We start from the raw sequence: 24,627 nt of genomic DNA, 5'->3' as shown, positions 1-24,627 counted from the left end.
GTGGCGGCACCGGATGTGCTCGGTGCTCGGGGCGCGGCCCGTCGGGTGTGTCCAGGCCATGGGCCTGCCTTCGAACCCGCAGGGCAGAAGGGGGTTCGAAGACTGGCCATAGGGTCGCCGACGGTGCGCGGGGCCAGCCAGCCAGGCGTTCATGCTGGTACCGGTGGTCATAGGAGCAGCGGGACGGGGTATCGCGCTGGGGGCGAGGTCCGGGGAGAACTTTCCTTGACCGCCCGTCAGCAGCATCCATACGATTTCCGGTATGGCATATCGGCGGACCGACTTCACCCTCTGGGGGATCGGCGGCTCGTGGCACCGCAGGTGCTTCGACGAGACGTGTCGCCCCGGCACGGTGCGCCGCCCCCTGGCCTGATCGGGCCCCGGCGTCCGCCCGTCCTCCGCCGGGATCCGCGCGCCGCCGTCCGGCCGTCGCCGATCCCCACGTCCCGTGCCGGGCCCCACGCCCCGGCCCGCCGCTTTCGAGGGGACCTCCGCCATGCACCCGTACCCCGTCACGCCCTCCCGCCGGGAGGTCCCGTGCCCGCGCTGACCCGTGGCTCCGCCCGTACCCTGCGCCCGCCCACCCGGCGCGGCACCAGGACGCTGGACGCCCTGCACACCGAGATCGACAACCCGCTCGACCTGCTGGCCGGCCATCAGCTGCTCGCCGACGCCGCCCGCCCCGCGCCGGAGCCCGCCTGCACCTGCGGCCACCCGCTGTGCCCGGCCCGCGCGCACCGGCCCGCCGCCACCCGGATCTTCCTGATCGAACGTCACCCGGTGGTCAGCGCCGGGCTGCGCAGCGTCCTCGCCCCCGACCCGGACCTCGCGGTGGTCGGCTCCGCGACCGACCCCGGGCACGCGGTGGCCGCCGTCCACCGGGCCCGGCCCGACCTCGTCCTGCTCGGCCGCGGCTCCGGCCTCGACGCGGACCTCGCCGCCGTCGCCGCGCTGCGCCGACCCGAGGGCGCGCCCGACGCCCGCGTGCTGCTGCTGCGCCGCGCCGAGACCACCACCGAGGCCAGCCGCATCCTGCTGGCCGGCGGCAGCGGCTGCTTCCCGCTCGACCTGCCGCCCGACCGCATCCTCGACGCCGTCCACCTCGCCGCGGCCGGCGCGACCCTCTTCCTCCCCGCCCCGACCCCGCTGCGCCCGCACCCCGCCCCCGCCGAACGCCCCCTCGACCAGGCCGGCCTGACGGACCGCGAACGCCAGGTCCTCACCCAACTCGCCTTCGGCCTCAGCAACGCCGAGATCGCCCGCCGCCTGGCCCTCGCCGAAGCCACCGTCAAGAAGCACCTCACCCAGGCCATGCGAAAAACCGGCCAGTCCGACCGCCTGCGCGCCGCGCTCTACGCCGTCCGGCACGGCCTCACCGGCTGAGCACCCACCGCCGGGGCCGGGACCGCCCTCGGGCGCGTCAACTCTCCGAACCGACCGGCGGGCCCCCTCAGCGCGGCATGCCCCGGCCGGACTGCCGTACCCGGTCGCGCAGTCCGTCGTCCCGGGCGTCGGGCCTCTCGTGGATCGACACCGGCGGCCCCGTCCGTACCGGGACGTCCCGGAGTTCGGCGGGCGGGGCGGCGGCCGGCGGGTCCCAGTCCACGTCGATGCCCGCCCGGTCGGCCGGCACCAGGACCGTCATCACGAAACCGTCGGTGAGGGCCTGGACGACGGGGTGCCGGGTCTGTCGGCGCCGGGCCAGCAGCGCGTTGACGAACTCCTCGAACACGGCCGGGTCGATCTTGCACTCGTCCGCGCCCATGGGGCCCAGGCCGGACGGCAGGCCGATCTCCTCCTCGAAGACCGTCACCTGGCGCAGGAACAGCCGCGAGGCCCCGTTGGACGGGTTCCAGAGCGTCTCCTCCCCGAGGTCGTAGTACTTGGCTCATCCGATGTCTCCCTGTTCGGCGGAGCGGCGACCCCAACGGCCGGACGAGGTCGCACGCCAGCGGGTTTCCCGGCTACTGCGCCCGCGTGCCCGTCGCCTGCGGGCGGCTGACCCGGGCCGTGCAGGCGGCCGCCGTGGCGAGGGTGACGGCCGCGCACAGGGCGGCCGTGGCCAGCAGGCGGGGCCAGGCGACGGCGATCGGCGGGTCGGCCAACAGGCCGTTCAGCGCGGCGTGTTGAGTCACAGCGGCCAGCGCCGTCGCGGCCGCGGCGAGCAGCGTCCCCGCCAGGACGGCGACCGCCGCCTCCGCCACCGCCACCCCGACGATCTGTCCCCGCACCGCGCCCGCCAGCCCCAGCACCGCGAACTCCTTGCGGCGGCCGGCCACGGCCATCGCCAAGGTGCCCGCGACCGAGATCAGCGAGTACGCCAGGGCGATGCCGAGGATCACCACGGCCGCGTTGTCGGCCTGTTCGGCAGCCTTCGCGCGTTCGGCCGCGAGCATCGCCGCACGGGTGGTCACCCGCACGCCCGTCCCGGCCAACGCCCGTTCGATCGAAGGAGGTTGAGACCCGTCCACGTACAGCAGGCTGGGCGGCACCGCCCCCGTGAGCGACGCCGAAAGGTACGCGTCGTCGCCGCCGAGCCCGCGCGCCACCACGGCCGCCACCACCACCGGAACCCGGTCACCCGTCGGCAGCAGGGCCACCAGGTGGTCGCCCACGGCGATGCCGTCGGACTCGGCCGCGTGCTCGTCGATCACCAGGAAATCCTCGGGCAGCCCGCTCAGCGACCCGGCCCGCACCGGCGGCGTGAACGTGCGGCCGAACGCCGTCGCCGGCACCGCCTGCACGCGCAGCGAGTCGAGCTGTTCGCCCGCTGCCGTGCCGATCTTGACGTTCAGCGAGGTCACGGGCGTGACCACGGCACCGGGCAGCGCGGCCAGCCGCTCGGCGACCCCGGTCGTGCCGGGCGGCGGCAGCACCACGTCCGTCGCGTGCACCTCCTGGCGCTGGCGGGCCAGCACGGCGGCGTCCGCCGACTGCTGCACCGTCAGCAGGGTGCCGACCAGGCCGACCGCGAGCACGATCGGCGCCACCGTCGCGGCGGTGCGCCGGCGTTCCGTCAGCACGCTCTCGCGGACCAGCATCGGACCGGCCTTCGCGGAGCGCCCGAGCGGCCAGGTCAGCACCCGCACCAGCGGCGGCAGCAGGACCGGTGCGAGCAGCGCGAACGCGCCGACGTACAGCACCGGAACGACCTGGTACTTGCGGACGTTGGCGGCCAGGTACGGCTCGGTCCGGGCGATGACGACGCCCGCGACGACCGCGCCGATCAGCAGCGCGCCGCCCAGCAGCAGCCGCAGCGGCACCCGGCCGCGCCGCTCCACCGCACTGTCCCGCAGCGCCTCGGCCGGGCGGATCACCGAGACCCGGACCAACGTCGCCGCCGAGCCCGCCAGCGCGGCGGCCAGCCCGAGGGCGAACGCCACCAGCAGCGGCAGCGGACTCAGCGGCACCGTGAACCAGGACGGCGCGACGTCGTGCCGCAGCATCCAGCCGCGCAGCGGGCCGACGGCGAGCGGCGCGAGGGCGCAGCCGAGCAGCGCGGCGGCCGTGCCGATCAGCGCGGCCTCGCCGAGCACCATCCGCCGCACCTGCCGGGGCGCGGCCCCGACCAGCCGCAGCAGGGCGAGTTCGCGGCGGCGCTGCTCGGTGGCGAACGCGAACGTCGCGACGACCACGAACACGGCCACGCAGACGGCGAGTCCGGTGGTGCTGCCCGCCATCGCCTGGGCATTGGCCAGGGCCTGCGCGCCGCCGGTGTCGTCGGGGTCGAGCCCGGTCCGGTCCTGGCCGGCCAGCACGACGGCGCGTTCGCCGACCAGCGCCCGAAGTTGATCGGCCGGCAGGTCGACGACCAGCGCGTTGACGCCCGGGGAGAGGCGCTGTGCCTCGGCGTCGGTGAAGAACGCGGCCCGTTCGAACCAGCGCCCTTCGGTCACGCCGACCACCCGGTGGTCCGCCGACCGGTGGCCGATCAGGTCGGCTGCCGCGCCCGCCAGCACGACCTCGTCGGGGGCCTGCGGGGGCCTCCCGGCAAGCAGCCGGTAGCCGGCGTACGCGGCCGAGGACCACGGGTGGCCGGTGGCATCGCCGTCGAGGTGGACCGGGAAGCTGCGGTCGGGGGTGGCGCCCGCCGCGACCAGCCGCGCGACCAGGTCGTCCGGCAGCACCGCCGGGGCCTTCATCGGGTGGTCGGCGAACCCGGCCGGGGCGACGACCGTCCCCGCGTCCCGGAAGCGCTGCGGGCCCGGGTGGGGGGTGCCGAAGGTGGCGGTCAGGACCAGCGCCATGGTGCCGATCATCGTGGTGCCGAGCGCGAGCGCGACGAACGCGCCGAGGAAGCTCGCCCAGCGCTGCCGCAGGGTGGCTGCCGCCAGGCTCAACACGCTTCCACCCCGGCCTCGTCGATCCCCTGCCGCGCGTCGGGCGCCTTCGCCCTGCCGGGTTTCTGCTCCCCGCCGGGCTCCTGTTCCCCGCCGGGTTTCTGCTCCTCGTCGGGCTCCTGCTCCTCGTCGGGCTCCTGTTCCTCGTCGGGCTCCAGCGCGGCCATCCGCAGCGCGACCGCCTCCGCCGTCGGGTCGTGCAGCTCGCCGACCACCCGGCCGTCCGCGAGGAACAGCACCCGCTGGGCGTACGAGGCCGCCACCGGGTCGTGCGTCACCATGACCACCGTCCGGCCGTGCCGCTCCACCACCTCGCGCAGCAGCGCCAGCACCGCCCGCGCCGAACGCGAGTCCAGCGCGCCGGTCGGCTCGTCCGCGAAGATCACCTTCGGCCCGGCGGCCAGCGCCCGCGCGATCGCCACCCGCTGCTGCTGACCGCCCGACAACTCGGCGGGCCGGTGCCCGCCGCGCTCCGCCAGCCCGACCTCGGCCAACCGCCGGTCGATCTCCGCCGGGTCGATCCGCCGCCCCGCCAGCCGCAACGGCAGTTCGACGTTCTGACGGGCCGTCAGGACGGGCACCAGATTGAAGGACTGGAACACGAACCCCAGCTGCTCCCGGCGCAGTTCGGTCAGCGCCCGCTCCGACATCCGATGCACCGGCGCCCCGTCGAGCAGCACCTCCCCCGCGTCCACCGGCTCCAGCCCCGCCGCACACAGCAGCAGCGTCGACTTCCCCGACCCCGACGGCCCCATCACCGCCGTGAAACTCCCCGCCGCGAACCCGGCGTCCACCCCGTCCAGCGCCCGCACCACGCTCTCGCCCCGCCGGTACGCCCGCCGGACCCCGGCCAGCCGCACCACTTGCTCCCCCGCCGCACCATCACTGTTCACCGCCCAGACGCTAGGGCCCCGCCCACCCGCCGCGCCTCCGGACCACCCCTGATCCGAACCCTGATCCGTCCCCGACCTGCCCCTGCCCTGCCCGCGACCTACGGCCGGCCGCCCTTGGCGCTGTCGACGAAGAAGTCCCTTACGTCCCGCGCGAATTCCTCGGGAACCTCCATCGCTGCGAAGTGGCCGCCGCGCTCGAACTCCGACCAGTGCCGGATGTCGAACCGCCGCTCCGCCAATGGCCGGACCGACTGCGTGATGTCGTGCGGGAACACCGCCACGCCGACCGGCACCGGGCACGCCGCCGTCCCGCGCGGGGTGTCGTGGTGCAGCCGCGCCGAGGAGGCGGCGGTGGCGGTCAGCCAGTACAGCGAGACATCGGTGAGCATCCGGTCGTCGTCGATCGGCGAGCGCGGATCGACCCAGTGCGCGAACCGCTCGGCGATCCAGACCAGTTGGCCGACCGGCGAGTCCGTCAGCGGGTAGCCGATGGTCTGCGGGGCGAGGGCCTGGAGCGCCTGGTACGGCGGCCGGGCCGCCATCAGCTGCCGGACCTTGTCGAGCCGGGCCTCGTCCGTCGCCGACAGTTCGACCTCGGAGTTCGGATCCGGCGGCGTAGGAAGGTAGTTGACGTGCACCCCGACGACCCGCTCCGGCGCGAACGCGCCGAGCGCCAGCGAGATGCCCGCGCCGAAGTCGCCACCCTGCGCTCCGTAGCGCTCGTAGCCGAGACGTCGCATCAACTCGGCCCAGGCGCGGGCGATCCGGTCACTCTCCCAACCGCGCTCGCGGGTCGGCCCGGAGAATCCGTAGCCCGGGATGGACGGGATCACCAGGTGGAAGTCACGCGACAGCGGCTCGATGACGTCGAGGAACTCCAGGAACGAGCCGGGCCAACCGTGCGTGAGGACCAGCGCGAGCGCGTCCGGCCGCTCGGAGCGGACGTGGACGAAGTGGATGTTCTGGCCCTCGATCTCGGTGGTGAAGTGCGGGAGTTCGTTGAGTTCGGCCTCGTGCCGGCGCCAGTCGTACCCGGTCCGCCAGTGTTCGGCGAGCTCCTTGAGCCGCGCCAACGGGAAGCCGTAGTCCCACCCGGCGTCGGCGACTTCGTTGGGCCAGCGGGTGCGGGCGAGCCGATCGGCCAGATCGTCGAGGTCGGCCTGCGGGATGTCGATGCGGAACGGCTTGATCACAGTCTTCACTCCAGGAGCGCCACTTGAGCAAACGTTAGTGCCACTAACAAAGCTAGACTGTTAGTGGCACTAACGCAACGGCTGGAGGAACCCATGAGCCCGTCCCCCGATCCGACCCCGGCCCGCCTGCGCGCCATCCCCAGCCGGCTGCTGGCCCAGGCCTCCACAGTCGCCGACCGGCTCGTCGGCGAACGCCTGGCCACCGAGGGAGCCCGCAAGTGGCACTTCGCCGCGCTGGCCACCCTCGCCGAGACCGGCCCCGCCAGCCAGGCCGAACTAAGCCGCCGCACCGGCATCTACCGCAGCGACATGGTCGCCGTCCTCAACGACCTCGCCGACACCGACTGCATCCGCCGCACCCCCGACCCCACCGACCGCCGCCGCAACGTCATCACCCTCACGCCCACCGGCCACCAGCGCCTGCAACGCCTCTCCGCCCTCATCGCCGAAGCCGAAACCGAACTCCTCGCCCCCCTCACCCCCGCCCAACAGTCCGAACTCACCCACCTCCTCACCCTCCTGGCCACCCACCACCGCCCCACCCACCCCACGCAGTAGCCCACCGGGGCCACCGCACATCAGTGGCGGGCGAGCTACAGCTCCCGAGTCGAACCCAGCTGACGGAATGTCAGTCAGTGGCCCAGGTGATGTCGCGCTCGTCGATGAAGTAGCGGCCGTCGAAGCAGAGGAACACCTTGCGCACGGTGTCGTTGTCGGCGAGCCAGGTCTTGTGCCACGCCACGACGGTGCCGGCGCCGTCCACCTTCGGGAAGTACAGGCCCTCGCGACGTTCGGGCTGGTTGTAGAACGCGTCGCCGCTGTTCATCCGGAAATCGGTCCTGATCAGCATGTTGCTGTCGACGACGGGGGCGAACAGGCGGGCCGGGAAGTTGGTGCGGGCGACGACCTTGGGCGCGACATAGTGATAGTTGACGTCGACCTCGTCGGCGTCCACGTAGCGGGCCGGGTCGCCGGCGAGGCGGTGGAAGGTCTTGCGGACCGTGTCGGACCCCTCGAAGCCCTCGGTCCACGCGGTGAGGCCGCCCTCCTTCCCCTGCCAGTACCAGGCGGTGCGGGAGTAGTCGTCGAACGCGAAGGAGTCGAGCGTCGTCCCGGCGGCCAGCGTGCGGCCCGCGACCTCCAGCAGGTAGGGCTCGTAGATCGACTCGATCACCCGCGAACGAGGCTCGTAGACCTTCGCGGTCACCCGCACCCGCCCGGTGCCCGGCGCCAACTCGACCACGGGATCCGGCGCGGCCACCACCGGGACGGCGGGTGCCCAGGCGGTACAAGTCAGGTCCTGCGCACCGGTGTTGGTCTCCAGCACGAGCGGCCGACCGGCGGCGGCCTCGGCGGGCGGGGCCAGGCCCAGGACGCACCCGGAGAGGTCGTTGATCGCCTTCAACCGCTCGGTCCCGCTCTGGACGTACGCCCGCCACGTCTGACGCCAGTAGGCGGTGTCCGACCCCGTGTCCTCGAACTTCGGCCGCAACGTCACCGCCGCCCCTGCACCAGAACCCTCCGCCGTCAGATACAGCCCCGTCGCCGCATGCCTGATCCGCGACTGCGCCACCCGAAACCGCTCCGCCACCCACAACTGCGGCTCCCCCACCCCCTCCCGGACGAGCCCCACCACCCCGCCGTCCCGCCCCTCGGCGGCCTGCGCCACCAACGACGGATCCCGGTGCAGACGCAGCACGAACGGTTCCGTGGGCCAGTCGACCGCCATCGCCATCAACCTCTCGTCAGGTGAACATGACACAACGTCAGCAATGATCACCGACCTCCCCCACGGACACCAGGGGCCTGCTCCGGACCAGGGCCGCGACGCCTCACCGACCGGCGGCAGCTCCGCCCTCGCCCTGGTGCGCCGCTGTGGGGTGGCGGGTGATGGGGTATCCAATCTCGTACGCATCGGCCGACATGCGGGTGTCGTTGACCTCCACCACCGTGCCGTCAGGAAAACTTGCGGCACGCAGGACAACACCTCGTCCATGCCGCCGAAACACCGACTGCCCGGACAGGAAATCGTGACGGGAATCGTGTCAGAAGCCTGATCTAGGTTTGGCCTGTGAACCACAGCAGCTCCGAGGCCGGGGCGCCCCGGGAGCCTGACTTGCCGCCCCACCAGGTAGTCCTGGCGGAGACTGATTGGGGTTCGCTCCGGACGGCTTTCGGGGACGGTGGGTGCCTTCCCGAAGTCCTGGCACGGTTGCTGGATCCCGATCCCAAGGTGCAGGTCGTCGCTCTGTCGGAACTGAGTGAGCTGGTCGGGCACCAGAACAGCATCTACGAAGCCACCGCCCCCGCCGTCGTGTATGTCGCCGGAATCCTCGCTCACCCGGCGGCTATGAACCTCCGGCCCTACCGCAACGTCCCCATCCGCGCGGCACTGTTGAACTGGTTGGCCTCCATGGCCTACGACGCCTCCGACGAGATTGTCGACCACACCGAGCAGTACTTCCCCGGTTTCCTCACCCGAAGCGGAAAACTGGCGGCCTTCCGGGACCTGCGCCCGATGCTCTATCGGGCGGTTGCGCCCTTCCTGGAGGACAGTCACGAGGACGTGCGCGAAGCCGCCGGCGTCGCCGCGCTCGTCCTCGCCGAACACCCCGGGCTCGCCCAGCACCGCGATCACCTCGCCGTGCACGCGCGCCGCATCCTGGACACCGGCAGCGGCGAGCTCAACCGGCGTGTTGCCCGGAAGGCTCTCGAAGCATGGGGCCACGACGTCACCGGCATTGAACCTTTCCAGGAGGATTCCGGGGACTGCGGGCCGCACAGCGACGGCCGCGGCGATCTCGAACCTCCCTTCTGACTGCGCAGCCTCCTTCACGCCACGGCCCACCCGCCGGGTTCGCCGTGTCGTTCTCGGTCCGGTCGGGTGAGCGGGTGAGCCGCTGACCCGGTCAGCCGCTGATCGGGTGAGCGGCCGATCGGGTGGCCGGTCGGAGGTGGCGGGAGTGTCGCGGCCGGGTGGCCGGGCGGGTGCTCCAGGCTCGTCCGCAGAAGGAGGCGATGACCATGGTTCCCGTTCGCCGATCCGGGCCCGTCACCCGCGCCGCTGTGCTGGTGGTTGCTCTGCTGGCGGCCGCCACGGGGTGCAGCAGCAGTGGGAAGTCTCCTGCTGCGGCGGGCAGTCCGACGGAGGGCGCGACCGGCGGGCAGGCGGGGACCGTGACGGTGACGGAGAAGGAGTACTCGCTCGCGTTCTCGGAGACGCAGCTCTCGCCCGGCAGCCACACGTTCGTCGCCCACAACGCCGGGACGACGGACCACGCGCTGGCCATCTCCGGCCCCGGCGTCACCACCGTGCAGACCTCGCCCATCCCGCCGGGCGGCGAGGCCCAGCTCACCGTCACGCTCCAGCAGGGCAGTTACGAGCTGTGGTGTCCGATCGACGACCACAAGGCGCTGGGCATGGACGCCCACGTCCAGGTCGGCGCGGGCGCGGCGGGGTCGCCGACCGGTGCGGGCAGCGCCGCCTCGCCGGCCGGCAATGGCTACTGAGTTCCAGGAACGGCACTCCGGCACCGGGCGGCTGCTGCTCCGCCGGGTGCTTCAGCTGGTCACGGCCGCGGCGCTGGCGGTGAGCGCCGCGGTGCACGCCGATCTCGCCCCCGGGTACGACGCGATCGGCGCACACCTCACCCAGGGCACGCTGTTCCGGCTCGAAGCCGCCGTCGCCGCGTTGGCCGCGCTCCTGGTGCTGGTGGCCGGTCACCGGCGGTCCGTGTGGGTGTTCGCCGCCCTGGTGGCCGCGTCCGCGCTCGGCGTCCTGCTGCTGTACCGGTACGTGGACGTGGGCGCGCTCGGCCCGGTGCCGAACATGTACGAGCCCGCGTGGTTCCCGAAGAAGACCACGACCGCGATCGCCGAGGCCGTCGCCACCGTCACCGCGATCGCCGGATTCCTGACCGCCCGACGCCCCCACTGAGCTCCGAGGCCTCAAGATCGATGAACTGGACGCCCAGGTAGGGAAGTTGCTCCACCCGCACGCCGACCACCCACGCCGAACGCCCCGCCGAGGGCCTCGCGGAGGGCGACGAAGGTCGCCCCGGGGGGATCCGTTCGGGGCTTCTGAGGGTCGGTGGGTGCTGCCTAGCGTGGCTGGAAGACGTAGCCGTGCGGGTCGGAGGGAGCACCGATGGGCGTCGTACCCGAGGGCGGGACCGGGCCGGTGGGGAGGCAAGTTGCGCTGCTTCCCGTCGAATCGGTGGAAGACAGAGAGCATTGGCGCTCGCCGTACCGGTCGATGCCGGATGCCGAGCGCTCGGCGCTGTGGCGCAGGCGGCTGCACGAGGCGGAGGCCGGGCTGACCAGATACCTGGTGAGTCTCGGCGACGAGCCGCAGCTCGCGGAGTGGTTCGCGTTGCAGGGCGAGATATTCGCCGATCTGCCGGACGGGTCCGCGCCGTCCGCGCAGTGGCAGCGGTTGTTCTTCCGGGGGCAGGCGCTGATGGAGCGCTTCCTGGTGCGGCACTACGGCGAGCAGGTGCTCGCCGCGTGGGCGGCGTCCAACGCCGAGGTGCACCGCACTGTCGAGCCGGACCACGGCCGGGGCGCGGCGGACCCGATCCACCGGATCGCCCGCCAGGCCGAACTGTACGGCTCCGACTACGAGTTCGACGACGCCGTGCCGCCCGGCCCGCGGCACGCCGCGCTGACCATCACGCACTGCGCGATCTGGGACTACCGCGAGCAGGCCCGCCGCAGCGGGGTGACGATCACTCTCGCCTCGCCGTGCACGTACTGCACGCACGCGCTGTCCGCGAACATCCGCGCCAAGGGCTTCCGCCCGGCGCACCGACTGCTCTCCGGTCCCACCGGCCACGGCTGCCGCTGGGAGTCCAGTGCGGAGAGAGAAGCCGACGAGACGACGGGGGCGTCCTGATGTGCGGAGTGACGGGCTGGCTGGACTGGGCGGACGACCTGCGGCTGCGGGCGGCGACGGTCCGCCGGATGACGGAGACCCTGCTGTGCCGGGGGCCGGACGCCAACGGGATCTGGCTGTCGCGCCACGCGGCGCTGGGCCACACCCGGCTGGCGGTGATCGACCTGGACGGCGGGCTGCAGCCGTTCGCGGACGGGGAGCCGGCCCGGGCGGTGCTCGCGTACAACGGCGAGCTGTACAACCACCGTGAGTTGCGGGCCGAGTTGGAGGCCCATGGGCACGTGTTCCGGACCCGCTCCGACACCGAGGTGGTGCTCCGCGCCCACCTCCAGTGGGGGCACCGGGCGCCGGCCCGGTTCAACGGGATCTTCGGGTACGCGCTGTGGGACGCGCTGCGTGAGGAACTCCTGCTGGTGCGCGACCACTTGGGCATCAAGCCGCTGTACTGGCACCGGCACGCGAACGGCGTGCTGTTCGGCTCCGAGCCGAAGTCGGTGCTCGCGAACCCTTTGCTGCCCGCCGAGTTGGACGCGGCCGGCATCGCCGAGCTGTTCGCGCTGCCGGCCGCGCCGACCGCCGGACACGGCCTGTTCCGCGGGCTGAACGAAGTCCGGCCCGGCCACCTGGTGCTGGCGAGCCGCCATTCGGTGCGCGAACTCCCGTACTGGCAGCTGGAGTCGGCCCCGCACCCGGACGACGGGCGGACCACCCGGGCCACCGTGCGGACGCTGCTCGCGGACGCGGTGGAACGACAGCTGGTCAGCGATGTCCCGCTGTGCACGCTGCTGTCCGGCGGGGTGGACTCCTCGGCGATCACCGCGCTGGCCGCCGCGGCCCGGGAGCGGGCCGGCCACGGCAAGATCACCAGCTTCTCGGTGGACTTCCCCGGCAGCGCCGACCGCGCCCCCGACGCCTGGCGCACCAGCCAGGACGCCCCGTTCGTGCAGGCCGCCGCCGAACACATCGGCACCGTGCACACCAGCGTGCTGATCCCCGACGACGACCTGCTGGACGCCCGCGACGCGGTGCTGCGGGCCCGCGACCGGCCCGGCTGGGGCGAGATGGACGCCTCGCTGCACCTGCTGTTCCGCGAGGTGCGCCGCCGCTCCACGGTCGCGCTGTCCGGCGAGGCCGCGGACGAAGTGTTCGGCGGCTACCCGTACTTCCACGACGCCGAGGCGCTGGCCGCCGGCACCTTCCCGTGGCTGCACGGCCGCACCACCCCGGCGGCGCTGCTGCGCCCGGAGGTGCGCGCCGAGGTCCGGCCGGCCGAGTACACCGAGGCCGCGTACCGCAGCAGTCTCGCCTCGGTGCCCCGGCTGGCCGGCGAGGACCCGGCCGCGGCCAAGGTCCGGGAGACCTTCCACCTGGCGCTGACCCGCTGGCTTCCGCCGCTGCTCGACCGGGTGGACCGGGTCTCGATGTCGGTCGGACTGGAGGTCCGGGTGCCGTTCTGCGACCACCGGTTGGTCGAGTACCTGTGGAACGTGCCGTGGGAGCTGAAGTCCCCCGGCGGGCGGGCCAAGGGGCTGCTGCGGGACGCGGTGCGCGACCTGCTGCCGCCACAGGTCGCGGACCGCCCGAAGTCCGGCTACCCGTCGACCCCGGCGGTGCGCTACACCGAGGTGCTGACCGCCCGCGCCCACGAACTGCTGGCGGACCCGGCCGCGCCCGTGTTCGACCTGGTGGACCGGGAGTCGGTGCGCCGCCATCTCGCCGAGGGCCGGCCGCTGCCCAGTCCGCGCACCGCACCGAACCCGGTCGGCGGCCTGGACCACCTGGTGCAGGTCGACGAGTGGCTGCGCGCCTACCGGGTGGGTCTGCGATGAGCGCCCCGGCGCAGGACGTCGACCGCACAGCGCAGGACGTGGACCGCACGGCACAGGACGTGGGCCGTGCAGCCCGGGAGGCGGAGCGGGCAGCCCGGGAAGCGGAGCGCTCGGCCGCGGCGGCGCTCGGCCAGGCCGAGTTCCGGGCGGCCGCCCGGAACTGGCCGACCGGTGTCGCGGTGCTCACCGCCCGCTGGGCGGGCATCGACCACGCCAAGACCGTCTCCTCGTTCAGCACCCTCTCGCTCGACCCGCTGCTGATCGGCGTAGCGGTCTCCCGGCGCAGCCCGCTGACGGCGGCGGTGCGCGCGTCCGGGCGCTTCACGGTCGCGGTGCTGGGTGAGCAACAGGCCGCGCTGGCACGCCGGTTCGCCACCCCGGGCGCGGGCCGGGCACCCGGCGGGTTCGCCGATCTGCCACTGCTCACCGACCCGACCGGCGAGGCAGCACCGGCCGGCGGGCCCGCACCCACCGGCGAGGCAGCACCGGCCGGCGGGCCCGCACCCACCGGCAAGGCAGCACCGGCCGGCGGGGCAGTGCCCACCGGCGGTCCCGTGCCGGCCGGCGTGTCCGCCTGGTTCGACGCCCGGTTGTACGCCGAACTCCCGGTCGGCGACCACCTGTTGCTGGTCGGCGAGGCACTCGCGGTCGGCGAAGGCCCGGGCCTCCCACTGCTGCACCACGCTGCCCACTACCGGCGACTCGGGCCGGAGCTCCCACCAACTGACGTCTCAGCGCAAGGAGTCGGCGCATGACCCTGCTGTCCCCGGAGCCGCGCGGCCTGCTCACCGGCGCCCGCTACCTGGCCGAACTCGACGACGGCCGCGAGCTGTACCTGGACGGGAAGCGCGTCGCCAACCCGGCCGAGCACCCGGCCTTCCGGCCCGCCGCCGAGGAACTCGGCCGGCTCCTCGACCTTCAACACCTCCCCGAGCACCGCGAGTTGCTCACCTGGAAGGATCCCGACACCGGGCTGCGCCTGGCCCGTGCCTACCAACCGCCCACCACGCTGGACGAGTTGCGCGTGCAGCGGCGCAGCGCCGAATTCTGGCACGCCGAGGCGCTCGGCCAGCAGGGCCGCTCCCCGGCGTTCATGGCCTCGATCGCCGTCGGCGTGCACGACTTCCGCCACCAGCTGGCCTCGGCCGATCCCCGGTTCGGGGCCAACGCCGAGGCCTGGTACCGGCATTGCGCACAGAACGACCTGGTGCTGTCGCACGCGCTGGGCGACCCGCAGATCGACCGGTCGGCGAACCCGCTGGACGATCCCGACCTGGCGCTGCGCGTGCTGGCGGAGAACGAGCAGGGCATCGTGGTGCGCGGCGCGAAGCAGCTCACCACGCTCGCCCCGCTGGCGCACGAGGTACTGGTGTACCTGTCGGCGTCGTTCACCCAGGGTCGGGCCGAGCAGTTCGTGGTGTGGTTCGCGCTGCCGCTGAACACCCCCGGCCTGATCACGCTGGCCCGCGAACCGCTCGGCACCGCCCCGTGGGGCCACGGCCATCCGCTCGGCGCCCGCTACGACGAACAGGACGCGATGCTGTTCTTCGACGACGTCCTGGTGCCGTGGGACCGGGTGTTCCTGCTGCGCGACGCCGATCTGGCGCGCCGCGGCCTGGCCCGGATCAACGCCTGGAGCGCGTACGTCGGCCACATCCGCTACCGGGAGCGCCTGCGCACCCTGCTGGCCACCGCCACGCTGCTCGCCGAATCGATCGGCGTCAGTCAATTCCGCAACATCCAGGAGGACTTGGGGCAGCTCGCCGGGTACGCCGAACTCACCGAGTACTTCCTCGACGCGGCCGAGAACCGCGGCGCCCGCACCGACGCCGGCCTGTTCGCCCCCGGCGACACCTTCGCCTCCCGGGTCTGGTCCGCCGAGGTCGCCGGCCACGCCGTCGAGATCGTCCGGAAGATCGGCGCGTCCGGCCTGCTGATGCAGCCCTCCCCCGGCGACCTCGCCAACCCCCGGCTGCGCCCGCACCTCGACCGCTGGATGCGCGGCCGGAACATCGACGTCGAGCTCAAGTCCCGCCTGTTCAGGCTGGCCTGGGAACTCACCGGGGACGGCTTCGGCCAACGCCAGGACCTGTACGAGTACGTCCACCGCGGCGACCTCGCCCGCAACCGCATCACCGTCTTCCACCGCTACGACCAGTCCGCGACCAGGGCCCGGCTGCTCGCCCTGCTCGACCCGGCCACCGGTCCCGAACCCACCGACGAACCCGAACCCACCGCCGCCGCCACCACTGCCCCCGCCGCCACCGAGGAGGCCCACGCGTGAGCCCGTCCGCCGTCGAGATCCAGGCCCGCACCCTCGCCGGGTACGCCGACGCCAGCCGACTGCGCCAAGTCCAGGACCGCGACTGGGTGTTGGACCGCGTCACCGACGCCCCCGACACGCTGATAGACCTCGGCAGCGGCATCGGCCAGCTGCTGGAGACCGCCCTGCAACGGTTCCCCTCGCTGCGCCTGGCCGTCGGCCTGGAACGCTCCGAGCACCGGATCGCCGAAGCGTCCAACCGCCTTGCCCCGTACGGCGAACGCGCCGTCCTGCACGCCGCCGACCTCACCGCGCCCGAGCAACTCCCGTACCGCGCCCAGGTGATCACCCAGACCTCGGTGCTGCACTGGCTGTACCCCGACGAGGACCGGATCTTCGCCTGGGTCGCCGACCACCTCGCCCCCGGCGGGCGCTTCCTGCTCACCACCTACCACCCGGCCCGGGACGCCCACGGCCTGGGCGGCGAGGACGAGTTGGTCCGCGAGGCGCTCGCCGCGCTCGGCACCCCCGCGGCCGACGTCCCCGCGCTGCTCGCCGCACACGGCGTCCTGCCGATCGCCACCCGCACCCGCACCGTCGACGACCTGCGCACCGTCCTCGCCCCGCACCTGAGCGTCGCCGGCCACGCCGAACGCGAGGCGGTGGTCACGGTGGAATCGGCCGAGCAGTACGAGCACTTCCACGCCGCGACGTTCGGCGACTACTACGCCCGGGTGCTGCCCGCGGCGCGCCGCGCCGACTTCTACCGGGAGGTCGGGGCGAGCGCGTGGCGGCGGCAGAACTCGCTCGGGTGGGTCAGCCGGATGCCCGTCCGGCTCTGGGAATTGACGGCACATGAGGAGTTTGTTTCAGGAACCGGAAACCGCCCGCCCCGCACCTAGTCTGAGTGCGCGACGACCCCGGAACCACCCGCGACGAGGAGCCACCCGTGTCCACCCCCGCCGTCAGTCAGGAGCTCGGCGCCTTCCTGCGCGCCCACCGCGAACGCCTCCAGCCCGCCGACGTCGGACTCACCGCCACCGCGCGGCGGCGCACCCCCGGGCTGCGCCGTGAGGAGGTCGCCTCGCTGTCGGGCGTCGGCCTCGCCTGGTACACCTGGCTCGAACAGGGCCGCGTCACCGCCTCCCGGCAGGTCCTGGAGGCGGTGGCGCGGGCGCTCCGCCTGGACGCGGCGGGCCTGCGGCACGCGATGCGCCTGGCCGGCTACCACGAGCCGGTCCCCGCCGACCGCAGCGCCGCCGAGCGGCTCACCGACGCGGTCCGCCCCGTCCTCGACTCCTGGCCCGCCAGCCCCGCCGTCCTGCTCGACCGGCACTTCGACCTGCTCGCCTGGAACGCCGCCTGGACGGCGCTCTGGGGCTCCCCCGAGAAGGTCGACGCCGACCGCCGCAACCTGATGTGGCTGATGGCCGTCGACCGCCACCTGCGCAGCGTCCTGCACGACTGGGAGCCGCTCGCCATGAACATCTTCCAGCACTTCCGCGCCCAGGCCGGCCCCGCCCTCGCCGACCCCCGCACGGACGAGCTCTACCGCCGCCTCGAAGCCGACGCCCCCGACCTGCGGCACTGGTGGGGCTGCCACACCGTCGCCGAACTCACCGCCCGCGAGGTGGTCGTCGAACCGCCAGCCCTCGGCCCGCTGCGCCTCACCCTCAGTTCCTTCCACCCGGTCGACGACCCGTCGGCGCTGGTGCTCCTGTTCACCCCGAACACGGCGGCGGACTTCGCGCGGATGGCGGACTTGACGAGCCGTCCGCTGCGCGCCACCGCGTAGCGCCGGCGACGCCCACCGCCGGCCGGGGCCGCGCGCCCGGACCGGTCCGCGAACGGCGGCCCACCCCCGTACCGGGGTGGGCCGCCCGGGTGTGCCGTCGTGCCCTTGTCACAGGGCGGTTCGGCCGGGTGCCGGCATGGTGCGGCGGTTCGGCCGGGTGCCGGCGCCGATGGCACTGCCCCCGGCGCGGGGCCTCGGGTCAGCCCTTGGGAGACGCCGCGTTGCAGCCCTGGGCGAACTGGTTCGCGAGCGCCGGGATCATGGCCATGGCGTCGGCGAGGCTGGAACAGGAGGCGCCGGGGTTGCCGTTGGCGGGTGCGGCGGGCTTGTGGCCGGTGAGGTGGTCGGAGAGGCCGCCCGCGGCGGCGGTGGCGGTGGCGGTGCTGCCGGCCAGCGCCGCCACAGCGAGAGCTCCGGCGGTGAGAACGGTACGGATGCGCATGGGTCCTCCGGTGACGGTGGCCGCCCTCGGCGGCCGCTCGCCCCCATGCATCCCGCGCGGCGGCGCCCGTCACGCAGGGCGTCACCCGGACGGAACACCACGGAACATCGGACGGAACACCGGACGGAACACCGTCCGTTCCGCGCGCGCCCCGCGCGTACTCACCCCTGCTGCCGCAGGCTCCGCGTCACCAGCCAGGCCCCGCCCGCCGCGACCACGGCCAGCGCGACGCCGACGACCAACGAACCGTCAGCGACCTTGCCGAAGGCCCCGATCGCCCAGGCGCCGACGCCCGTGCCCGCGTACATGGTGGAGGTGAGCCAGGCGCTGGAGGTGGCGCGGTGGGCGGGGGCGACGGTGCCGGCCAGGGTCTGCTGGTCGGTGACGAAGCCGCCGGAGGCGACGAACCAGAGCAGCACGCCGAGCAGGGAGAGCGGCAGGCCCGGGCCCGCGACGGCGAGGGCGATGCCGGCGGCGAGGAGGAGGGCCCAGAGCGGGAGCAGCGGCAGGTTGGTGCGGCCCGCCGCCCGGGCCTGGTCGCCGAGGCGCCCGCCGAGCAGGGAGCCCGCCACGCTGCCCGCGCCGACCAGGGCGCCGACCAGGCCGAGGGCCTGCACGGAGAGGTCGAAGCGTTCGCCGAGGACCGCACCGAGGAAGGTGTACGCGCCGAGGTTGGCGGCGTTGAAGGCGGTGTTGACCAGCAGGGCGCGCCGCAGGGCGGGGGCGCGCCAGGCCGCCAGCACCACCAGGATCGTGCCGCCGCCCGCCGCGGCCGCCCGCGGGGCGACCTGGCGGAGCAGCAGCGGGACGGCGGCGGCCGTGCCCGCGGCGAGGGCCCAGAACGCGGCGCGCCAGCCGGCCGCGCCGGCCAGCAGTCCGCCGAGCGGGACGCCGACGACCTGGCCGGTGGAGAACAGCGCCATGCCGAGTCCGAGGGCCCGGCCGCGCACCGCGTCGGGGGCGGTCTCGGCGATGTGCGCCCAGATCGCGGGGCCGGCGGCCGCGGCGGCGACTCCGGCGAGGGCCCGGGAGAGCACCAGCAGGGTGAGGTCGGTGGAGAGCGCGGCGGCGGCGTTGGAGAGGACGAACAGCACGGTGCCGGCCAGCAGGGTGCGGCGGCGTCCGAACCGGTCGCTGGCCAGGCCGAGGAACGGTGCGCAGACCGCGTATACCAGGACGTACGCGGTGACGGTGGAGGCCGCGGCGGCCTCGCTGACGTGGATCGAGCCGGCGATGGTCGGCAGCAGCGGGGAGACCAGGAAGGTCTCCGTCCCGAACAGGAACAGCAGGGCGAAGACGCCGGCGTACCGCCACCGCCGGAACGCCGGTTCGGCGGCCGGTGTCGGCCCCGCGGCCGGTGCCGGCTCGGCGGCCGGTGCCGGCTCGGCGGCCGGTGCCGGCTCGGCGGCCGGTGTCGGCTCCGCAGCCTGGGGAAGATCGGACACGTCGCTCACCGCGACCACCACCTCGTCAGCGGCGCGCGGCGCGTCCTCGGACCGGGGACGCCGTCGGCCGCGCGCAGGAAGTACGGAGGCCCGATGCGGCCATCCTGGGCGGCGGGCCGGATCGGCAACCAGACAGGCGTTGGTCCTGTGACCGCAGCTCACACGCTGATGGAGTGTCAGCAGGTATGGACCGCCGCCGGAAGGATAGAAGGGCGGCATGCGAGTTGTTCCGGAGTCGGTGGCGGCGCTGGTGCGCCGCGGTGCCAGGGACCCGTTCGTCGTGCAGACGGTGCGGGCCACGGTCGCGGCGACGCTGGCGTACGTGGTGGCGACCTGGCTGAGCCGGGAGCCGGTGCCGTTGACGGCGCCGCTGACGGCGCTGCTGGTGGTGCAGGTGACGGTGTACTCGACGCTGAAGACCAGCGTGCGGCGGGTCAATTCGGTGGTGGTCGGGGTGCTGATCGCGATCGGGTTCTCCACCGTGGTGGGGCTGTCGTGGTGGAGCCTGGGCCTGATCATCCTGGCGTCGCTGACGGTGGGGCGGTTCGTGCGGGTGGACGAGTTCGTCCAGGAGGTGGCGATCAGCGCGATGCTGATCCTGGGCGTCTCGCAGGTCACCACCCAGGCCTGGGACCGGGTGCTGGAGACGGTCATCGGCGCGGTCGTCGGCCTGCTGTTCAACCTGGTGTTCGCGCCGCCGGTGTGGGTGGACACCGCCGGGGAGAAGATCGAGGACCTGGCCCGCCGGGCCCGCCACCTGCTGCTGGACCTCGGCGAGGAGCTGGGCCGGCCGGTGCCGGTGGAGCGGGCCGCCGAGCGGCTGCACGAGGCGCGCCGCCTGGACCAGGCGATCGCCGAGGTGGACGGCGCGTTGCGGCAGGCCGAGGACAGCCTGCGGATGAACCCGCGGATCAGCGAGGGCCTGCTGTCGCGGCTGGTGCTGCGCACCGGCCTGGACACCCTGGAGATCTGCGTGGTGGTGATCCGGGTGATCGCCCGTTCGCTGACCGATCTGGCCAAGCGGCGCACCGTCGACGAGCGGCTGTTCCCGGCGGAGGTCGCGGTGGCGTTGGAGGAGCTGTTCGCACACATCGGCGGGGCGCTGGTGAGCTTCGCGGTGCTGGTCACCACCCAGGTCAGCCGGAACGCCGAGGAGGCCGAACAGCGGCTGACGTCCGAGCTGGCCGCCGCCTGGACCTGCCGGGAGAACGTCGCGCAGCTGCTGCTGCGCCGCATCCAACAGGACCCGCAGGCCTGGCAGTTGCACGGCTCGCTGCTCGCCGAGGTGGACCGGATCCTCGACGAGCTGGACCTGGAGCACCGCTCCCGCCGCCTGATGGAGGAACTCGACCGGGCATCGGTCGCGAACCGCGAACGCTTCTCCCGCTTCGCGGGCGTCCGCCGGCTGGCCCGCGGCGAACGCCTGCGCCCGCGCCGCCGCCGACGGCCCGACAACCGGACGGCATGACGACGCGGCGGCATAACACCGTGGTGGCGCGGCGGCGTGACGGCATGACGAGCGGAGAGCGCCCCCGGCAGGCGGCCTGACGGTCCGTCGGTGATCCGGCAGGCCGTCGGAGTGGGGCCGCTCGACCGTTGGAACGAAACGTCGTACCGGACCGGAGTGTTGTGGCGGCGGGCGGCGAGGGCCCGGTGAACCTCGTGGGGTGTCGGCGCGGTGCCGGCAGCTCCCGTCCACCCCTCCGGAGTTCTCCATGGCCTCAACCCTGGCCGGGCGACGCCTGCTTGCCCTGCGCGCCGGTGTCCTCGTCGGTGCCGCCGCGCTGCCGATGGCCGCGTCCGCGGCGCCCGCGTTCGCCGCGCCCGGCGACAACGGCGACGTGAAGATCCACAGTACCGGCGTGCCGTTCAACGACCCTCGGGACGAGTCGAGGGTCTGCAAGTTCTACCTGGACGCCTTCAACTTCGAGACCGTCCAGCTGGTGTCCTGGGAGATCGACCAGCAGCAGCCGCCCGGCAGCCGGACGCTGTCCGGCAGCATCGTGCTGAACGGCGGCACCGGCCACAGCACCAACCTGTCGCTGCCGAACGGCACGTACCGGCTGGCCTGGAACTTCATCGGCCAGACCGGCCAGGCCAAGCAGAAGGCGTTCACCGTCGACTGCGGCTCCGGCGCCCCGGCCTCCCCGCCGGCTTCCCCGCCCGCCTCGCCGCCCCCGAACCCGGCGGCCGCGCCCGCGCACCAGGGCCACGTGCCGAAGGGCGGTGTCGCGGCCGGCGCCGGCGGCGGCTCGCACGGGCTGAACCCGGCGGAGATCGCCGTCGGTGGCTCGCTGCTCGCCGGCGGCGGGTGGCTGGTGGCTCGCCGGCTGCGCCGCTCGCGCCGTTGACCGCACCCCGGCGGACTCCCCGCCGCCGGAGGGCCCGTGGCGCCGACCCCGTCGTGGTCGGCGCCACGGCCGTCGCCGTGCTGTTCGGCAGCATGCTGGTGCGCGACGGCCTGACCGGCGACCGGCCACCGGCCCCGGGAGCGGCCCCGTCCGCCCCGTCGCGCGCCGTCTCGCTCACCCCCGACTCCCCCGCGCTGGACCCGTCCGCGCCGCGCCGGCTGCGCATCCCGTCGATCGCCGTGGACGCCACGTTCACCGATCTCGGCCTGGACGCCCGGGGCGAGTTGGAGACCCCGCCGACCGAACGGGCCAACCTGGTCGGCTGGTACCGCGACGGTGCCATGCCCGGCGCCGACGGCACCGCCGTGGTGGTCGGGCACGCGGACGACCGGCGCGGCCCCGGCGTGCTGTACCGGCTCGGGCTGCTGCGCCCGGGCCTGGCCATCGCCGTCACCCGGGAGGACAGGCGGACCGCCACCTTCACCGTCGACGAGGTGCGCTCCTTCCCGAAGTCGGCCTTCCCGTCCGAGGAGGTGTACGGGACGACCGGCCGCGCCGAACTGCGGGTGATCACCTGCGGCGGCCACTACGACCGGAAGAACGGCTACGACTCCAACACCGTGGTGTTCGCCCACCTGACCTCCAGCAGCGCCGCCACCTGACCGGCCGGTGCTAGCGTCCGACGTCGCGTCGGGCCGCGTCGGCCAGGAACGCCGCACCGAACAGCGCCGCCGCCAGCGCCGCGACCAGCAGCGGGCCGGGTCCGTCCGGGCGGCCGGCGGTGCGGACGGCGCCCATGAAGTCGACCGCCCCCACATGGTTGACCAGCAGGTACCACAGCGGCAGGTACAGCGCCTGGAACGGGCGGTGGCTGCGAACGACCCTGCCGAGAGCGAGGGCCAGCGCCGGGACGAACAGCGCCCCGGCGAACCAGTGCGCGGCCCCGGGGGCGTCGCCCGCGGCGAGCATCCGCAGCAGCGGGCCGAGACCGGCCACCGCCGCCAGCACCGCACCCGACGCCCAGTCGGCCAGCAGCCGCAGCCTCGGCGCGGGGTGTGCGGCGAGCAGCTCCTCCAGTCCGTTCTCGACCTGCTGGGAACCCAGCCGGGACCAGATCAGCACCGGCCACAGCCACAGCACGGGCAGCAGCAGACCGGTGGCGACCGGCAGCGGCACGGCAAGCGCGGCCACGCCCAGCGCAGCGGTGACGGCCCACCAGGTCCACCGGATGCCCTGCACCAGGATCCGGGTCTGCCCGACCAGCAGCCGCCCGAACGCCCCGGCCCGCACCGGCGCGGTGTGCGGCAGCACGCCGAACGGCGCGGGTGCGGCAGGCCACCCAGGCGCGGCGGGCGACGCGGGCGCGAGGTCGACCGTCGGCCCGGTGGTGGTTTCGCCCTTCCGCCGGGAGTTGCGGGCCGGGTCGAAGCGGCCGAACCAGAGCGCGGGCAGCACGGCCAGCGCGGCGGCGCACAGCACGATCGTCAACCGGGTCGCCAGGAAGCCGCCGGTGAACTGCGCGCCGTCCCAGTCGAAGGTGCGCAGCGGCTCCGGGACCTGCGTCAGGCCGAGGCTGAACTGCCCCTCACCGAGAGGGAGTTGCTGCTGCCGGAGGGCGTCGGCCATGGACTGCGTCACCTGCTGCACGCCGATCCCGCCGAGCGGGGCGGCGCCCGACTGCCCGCCGACCGCGAGGACCAGCGACAGCACGAACCAGACCACATTGCCGAACCCGGCCCGCAGCGGCGGCACGGCGTCGAACAGCACGGCGGCTGCGGCGGTCACCGCGATCAGCGGCAGCGCGATCGTGACGAACGGCCCGAACAGCGCGACGGGGTGGACGGACCGGTCCTCCCCGCGGACCAGTTGCAGCACCAGTGCGGTGCCGGCCAGCACGCCGAGCATCGAGCCGAGCACCAGCAGGTTGGCGAGGAACTTCGCGGCCAGGTAGCCGCCGGTGCGCAGCGGGGTGGCGGCAAGGATCTCGCCGACCCGGCCCGCGGCGTCCCGGGCGATGCCGCCGCGGACCACCCAGAAACCGCCGACGGTGAGCCACAGCGCGCCCGCGAGCGCGGTCGCGGCGCCGACCCAGGCGCTGTTGTAGACGCCCCGGTTGCCGCCGACGTCGATGATCACCCAGCGGCTGTCGGCGGCGGGCACCGCCAGGTAGCCGAGCGCGACGGCGGCGAGCAGCGTCACCGCGTACACGGGCCGCCGCACCCGGTCGCGGAAGTCCCCGGCGGCGAGGCGGACGAGTGCGGTGCCGGTCATCGCAGCGCCTCCGGCCAGGCGGGCGCGCCATACACGGCGGTCAGGTAGGCGTCCTCCAGGTCCGGCGCCACGTTCACGGCGTCCGGGGTGGGCGGGTGCCCGGCCAGCACCCGCAGCCGGACGCCGTCGGCGGTGCGCACCGCGCGGCCGACCTGGTACCGGGCCTGCACGGCCGGCACCTCGGCCGGTGCGACGACGGTCTCCCAGACCTGCCCGTCGAGTTCCCGCAGCAGCTGGTCGGGGGTGCCGCGGCGGAGCAGCCGGCCGTGGGCGAGGACGGCGAGGTCGGCGGCGGTCGCTTCGACGTCGGAGACGATGTGGGTGGACAGCAGCACGATCCGGTCGGCGGCGAGTTCGCCGAGCAGGTTGCGCAGCCGGACCCGCTCCTCGGGGTCGAGCCCTGCGGTCGGCTCGTCCACCACCAGCACCTTGGGGTCGGCGAGCAGCGCCTGGGCGATGCCGACCCGGCGCAGCATGCCGCCGGAGTAGCCGCGCAGCGGACGGCGGACGGCCTCGGTCAGGTTGACCAGTTCGATCAGCTGGTCGATCCGGTCCCGCGCGGAGCGGGCCGAGAGGCCCTTGGCGGCGGCCAGATAGGCCAGGAACTCGCGTGCCGTCAGGTTCGGGTACACGCCGAAGTCCTGCGGCAGGTAGCCGAGTTCGCGTCGCACCTGGTCGGGCGCGGCGAGTGCGTCGACGCCCCGGTAGCGGTAGCTGCCGCGGGTGGGGCGGGTGACGGTGGCCAGGATCCGCATCAGCGAGGACTTCCCGGCGCCGTTGGGGCCGAGCAGTCCGGTCAGGCCGGGGCGCAGGTGCAGCGTGAGGTCGTCCAGGGCGCGTTTGCCGCCGCGGTACTCCTTACCGATTCCGTCGAGTTCGATGGTCGGTTCGGTCATGGGTGGTTCTCCATG

General features: G+C 74.1%; 23 protein-coding genes and 1 pseudogene. 15 read left to right on the top strand and 9 right to left on the bottom strand.

The window, feature by feature from the left end; translation table 11 throughout:
- Positions 1-537 precede the first annotated feature (537 nt).
- On the top strand, positions 538-1,383 hold the full coding sequence (locus ACIQF6_RS01710) for a LuxR C-terminal-related transcriptional regulator (RefSeq protein WP_400888754.1): 846 nt from the start codon (positions 538-540) through the stop codon (positions 1,381-1,383).
- A 67-nt stretch (positions 1,384-1,450) separates the two neighbouring features.
- Here the strand turns inward: ACIQF6_RS01710 and ACIQF6_RS01705 are convergent.
- The 4 genes and pseudogenes from ACIQF6_RS01705 to ACIQF6_RS01690 all read right to left on the bottom strand — a co-directional run.
- A pseudogene (locus ACIQF6_RS01705) lies at positions 1,451-1,870 on the bottom strand (DUF6086 family protein); the annotation flags it as partial.
- 94 nt (positions 1,871-1,964) lie between these two features.
- Positions 1,965-4,340 carry an FtsX-like permease family protein gene (locus ACIQF6_RS01700; RefSeq protein WP_400888751.1) on the bottom strand — a complete coding sequence of 792 codons (2,376 nt, stop codon included), beginning with the start codon at positions 4,338-4,340 and terminating at the stop codon, positions 1,965-1,967.
- A complete protein-coding gene (locus tag ACIQF6_RS01695; RefSeq protein WP_400888748.1) occupies positions 4,337-5,233 on the bottom strand; it encodes an ABC transporter ATP-binding protein in 897 nt (298 codons plus the stop codon). The genes ACIQF6_RS01700 and ACIQF6_RS01695 overlap by 4 nt, the downstream gene beginning before the upstream one ends.
- A gap of 98 nt (positions 5,234-5,331) precedes the next feature.
- The gene (locus ACIQF6_RS01690; protein ID WP_400888745.1) at positions 5,332-6,426 is read right to left on the bottom strand and encodes an epoxide hydrolase family protein; all 1,095 of its coding nucleotides are present in this window, start codon (positions 6,424-6,426) and stop codon (positions 5,332-5,334) included.
- A gap of 93 nt (positions 6,427-6,519) precedes the next feature.
- Here ACIQF6_RS01690 and ACIQF6_RS01685 point away from each other — a divergent pair, with 93 nt between their 5' ends.
- Complete coding sequence (locus ACIQF6_RS01685; RefSeq protein ID WP_400888742.1) at positions 6,520-6,984, top strand: MarR family winged helix-turn-helix transcriptional regulator; 465 nt, start codon at positions 6,520-6,522, stop codon at positions 6,982-6,984.
- 70 nt (positions 6,985-7,054) lie between these two features.
- On the opposite strand, the gene ACIQF6_RS01680 is transcribed toward ACIQF6_RS01685, so the two are convergent.
- Positions 7,055-8,155 (bottom strand): RICIN domain-containing protein, encoded by a 1,101-nt coding sequence (locus ACIQF6_RS01680; protein WP_400888739.1) that lies wholly within the window; start codon positions 8,153-8,155, stop codon positions 7,055-7,057.
- A gap of 43 nt (positions 8,156-8,198) precedes the next feature.
- Between ACIQF6_RS01680 and ACIQF6_RS01675 the strand changes: the two genes are divergently transcribed.
- The 10 genes from ACIQF6_RS01675 to ACIQF6_RS01630 all read left to right on the top strand — a co-directional run bounded on the left by ACIQF6_RS01675 (position 8,199) and on the right by ACIQF6_RS01630 (position 17,207).
- Positions 8,199-8,483 (top strand): hypothetical protein, encoded by a 285-nt coding sequence (locus ACIQF6_RS01675; RefSeq protein WP_400888736.1) that lies wholly within the window; start codon positions 8,199-8,201, stop codon positions 8,481-8,483.
- A 155-nt stretch (positions 8,484-8,638) separates the two neighbouring features.
- Positions 8,639-9,244 (top strand): hypothetical protein, encoded by a 606-nt coding sequence (locus tag ACIQF6_RS01670; RefSeq protein ID WP_400888734.1) that lies wholly within the window; start codon positions 8,639-8,641, stop codon positions 9,242-9,244.
- Positions 9,245-9,450: 206 nt separating this feature from the next.
- Positions 9,451-9,936 (top strand): hypothetical protein, encoded by a 486-nt coding sequence (locus tag ACIQF6_RS01665; RefSeq protein WP_400888732.1) that lies wholly within the window; start codon positions 9,451-9,453, stop codon positions 9,934-9,936.
- The gene (locus ACIQF6_RS01660; protein ID WP_400888729.1) at positions 9,926-10,363 is read left to right on the top strand and encodes a hypothetical protein; all 438 of its coding nucleotides are present in this window, start codon (positions 9,926-9,928) and stop codon (positions 10,361-10,363) included. Before ACIQF6_RS01665 ends, ACIQF6_RS01660 begins: the two co-directional genes overlap by 11 nt.
- 279 nt (positions 10,364-10,642) lie before the next feature.
- Positions 10,643-11,320 carry a hypothetical protein gene (locus ACIQF6_RS01655; RefSeq protein WP_400888726.1) on the top strand — a complete coding sequence of 226 codons (678 nt, stop codon included), beginning with the start codon at positions 10,643-10,645 and terminating at the stop codon, positions 11,318-11,320.
- On the top strand, positions 11,320-13,149 hold the full coding sequence (gene asnB, locus ACIQF6_RS01650) for an asparagine synthase (glutamine-hydrolyzing) (RefSeq protein ID WP_400888723.1): 1,830 nt from the start codon (positions 11,320-11,322) through the stop codon (positions 13,147-13,149). The genes ACIQF6_RS01655 and asnB overlap by 1 nt, the downstream gene beginning before the upstream one ends.
- Complete coding sequence (locus ACIQF6_RS01645; protein ID WP_400888720.1) at positions 13,146-13,904, top strand: flavin reductase family protein; 759 nt, start codon at positions 13,146-13,148, stop codon at positions 13,902-13,904. The genes asnB and ACIQF6_RS01645 overlap by 4 nt, the downstream gene beginning before the upstream one ends.
- Positions 13,901-15,433, top strand: coding sequence for a 4-hydroxyphenylacetate 3-hydroxylase N-terminal domain-containing protein (locus tag ACIQF6_RS01640; protein ID WP_400888717.1), 1,533 nt, complete (start codon positions 13,901-13,903; stop codon positions 15,431-15,433). The genes ACIQF6_RS01645 and ACIQF6_RS01640 overlap by 4 nt, the downstream gene beginning before the upstream one ends.
- A complete protein-coding gene (locus tag ACIQF6_RS01635; RefSeq protein ID WP_400888714.1) occupies positions 15,430-16,314 on the top strand; it encodes a class I SAM-dependent methyltransferase in 885 nt (294 codons plus the stop codon). The genes ACIQF6_RS01640 and ACIQF6_RS01635 overlap by 4 nt, the downstream gene beginning before the upstream one ends.
- Before the next feature lie 47 nt (positions 16,315-16,361).
- On the top strand, positions 16,362-17,207 hold the full coding sequence (locus ACIQF6_RS01630) for a helix-turn-helix domain-containing protein (protein WP_400888712.1): 846 nt from the start codon (positions 16,362-16,364) through the stop codon (positions 17,205-17,207).
- 199 nt (positions 17,208-17,406) lie between these two features.
- Here ACIQF6_RS01630 and ACIQF6_RS01625 read toward each other — a convergent pair whose 3' ends face one another.
- Entirely contained in the window at positions 17,407-17,649 is a 243-nt protein-coding gene (locus ACIQF6_RS01625) for a hypothetical protein (protein WP_400888709.1), read from the bottom strand.
- 161 nt (positions 17,650-17,810) lie between these two features.
- Positions 17,811-19,103, bottom strand: coding sequence for an MFS transporter (locus tag ACIQF6_RS01620; protein ID WP_400888706.1), 1,293 nt, complete (start codon positions 19,101-19,103; stop codon positions 17,811-17,813).
- 208 nt (positions 19,104-19,311) lie between these two features.
- Between ACIQF6_RS01620 and ACIQF6_RS01615 the strand changes: the two genes are divergently transcribed.
- From ACIQF6_RS01615 to ACIQF6_RS01605, 3 genes are all read left to right on the top strand, one after another.
- On the top strand, positions 19,312-20,562 hold the full coding sequence (locus ACIQF6_RS01615) for an aromatic acid exporter family protein (protein ID WP_400888703.1): 1,251 nt from the start codon (positions 19,312-19,314) through the stop codon (positions 20,560-20,562).
- Positions 20,563-20,809: 247 nt separating this feature from the next.
- Positions 20,810-21,445, top strand: coding sequence for a hypothetical protein (locus ACIQF6_RS01610; protein WP_400888701.1), 636 nt, complete (start codon positions 20,810-20,812; stop codon positions 21,443-21,445).
- 53 nt (positions 21,446-21,498) lie between these two features.
- Complete coding sequence (locus ACIQF6_RS01605; protein ID WP_400888699.1) at positions 21,499-22,107, top strand: class F sortase; 609 nt, start codon at positions 21,499-21,501, stop codon at positions 22,105-22,107.
- Positions 22,108-22,117: 10 nt separating this feature from the next.
- Here ACIQF6_RS01605 and ACIQF6_RS01600 read toward each other — a convergent pair whose 3' ends face one another.
- Both ACIQF6_RS01600 and ACIQF6_RS01595 read right to left on the bottom strand, forming a co-directional pair.
- Positions 22,118-23,716 carry a hypothetical protein gene (locus ACIQF6_RS01600; RefSeq protein ID WP_400888696.1) on the bottom strand — a complete coding sequence of 533 codons (1,599 nt, stop codon included), beginning with the start codon at positions 23,714-23,716 and terminating at the stop codon, positions 22,118-22,120.
- Entirely contained in the window at positions 23,713-24,612 is a 900-nt protein-coding gene (locus tag ACIQF6_RS01595) for an ABC transporter ATP-binding protein (RefSeq protein ID WP_400888694.1), read from the bottom strand. Before ACIQF6_RS01595 ends, ACIQF6_RS01600 begins: the two co-directional genes overlap by 4 nt.
- Positions 24,613-24,627: the final 15 nt, after the last annotated feature.

Source organism: Kitasatospora sp. NPDC092948, from assembly GCF_044754805.1.
Lineage (GTDB): Bacteria > Actinomycetota > Actinomycetes > Streptomycetales > Streptomycetaceae > Kitasatospora.
The sequence above is the reverse complement of the archived record's forward strand: the minus strand, read 5'-3'. Positions and strand labels throughout refer to the sequence as shown.

Bases quoted from the DNA above. Each gene is read 5' to 3' on its own strand.
- ACIQF6_RS01685 (WP_400888742.1), top strand. From the start codon at position 6,520: ATGAGCCCGTCCCCCGATCCGACCCCGGCCCGCCTGCGCGCCATCCCC.
- ACIQF6_RS01680 (WP_400888739.1), bottom strand. From the start codon at position 8,155: ATGGCGGTCGACTGGCCCACGGAACCGTTCGTGCTGCGTCTGCACCGG.
- ACIQF6_RS01675 (WP_400888736.1), top strand. From the start codon at position 8,199: ATGATCACCGACCTCCCCCACGGACACCAGGGGCCTGCTCCGGACCAG.
- ACIQF6_RS01665 (WP_400888732.1), top strand. From the start codon at position 9,451: ATGGTTCCCGTTCGCCGATCCGGGCCCGTCACCCGCGCCGCTGTGCTG.
- ACIQF6_RS01660 (WP_400888729.1), top strand. From the start codon at position 9,926: ATGGCTACTGAGTTCCAGGAACGGCACTCCGGCACCGGGCGGCTGCTG.
- asnB (WP_400888723.1), top strand. From the start codon at position 11,320: ATGTGCGGAGTGACGGGCTGGCTGGACTGGGCGGACGACCTGCGGCTG.
- ACIQF6_RS01645 (WP_400888720.1), top strand. From the start codon at position 13,146: ATGAGCGCCCCGGCGCAGGACGTCGACCGCACAGCGCAGGACGTGGAC.
- ACIQF6_RS01640 (WP_400888717.1), top strand. From the start codon at position 13,901: ATGACCCTGCTGTCCCCGGAGCCGCGCGGCCTGCTCACCGGCGCCCGC.
- ACIQF6_RS01625 (WP_400888709.1), bottom strand. From the start codon at position 17,649: ATGCGCATCCGTACCGTTCTCACCGCCGGAGCTCTCGCTGTGGCGGCG.
- ACIQF6_RS01615 (WP_400888703.1), top strand. From the start codon at position 19,312: ATGCGAGTTGTTCCGGAGTCGGTGGCGGCGCTGGTGCGCCGCGGTGCC.
- ACIQF6_RS01610 (WP_400888701.1), top strand. From the start codon at position 20,810: ATGGCCTCAACCCTGGCCGGGCGACGCCTGCTTGCCCTGCGCGCCGGT.
- ACIQF6_RS01600 (WP_400888696.1), bottom strand. From the start codon at position 23,716: ATGACCGGCACCGCACTCGTCCGCCTCGCCGCCGGGGACTTCCGCGAC.
- ACIQF6_RS01595 (WP_400888694.1), bottom strand. From the start codon at position 24,612: ATGACCGAACCGACCATCGAACTCGACGGAATCGGTAAGGAGTACCGC.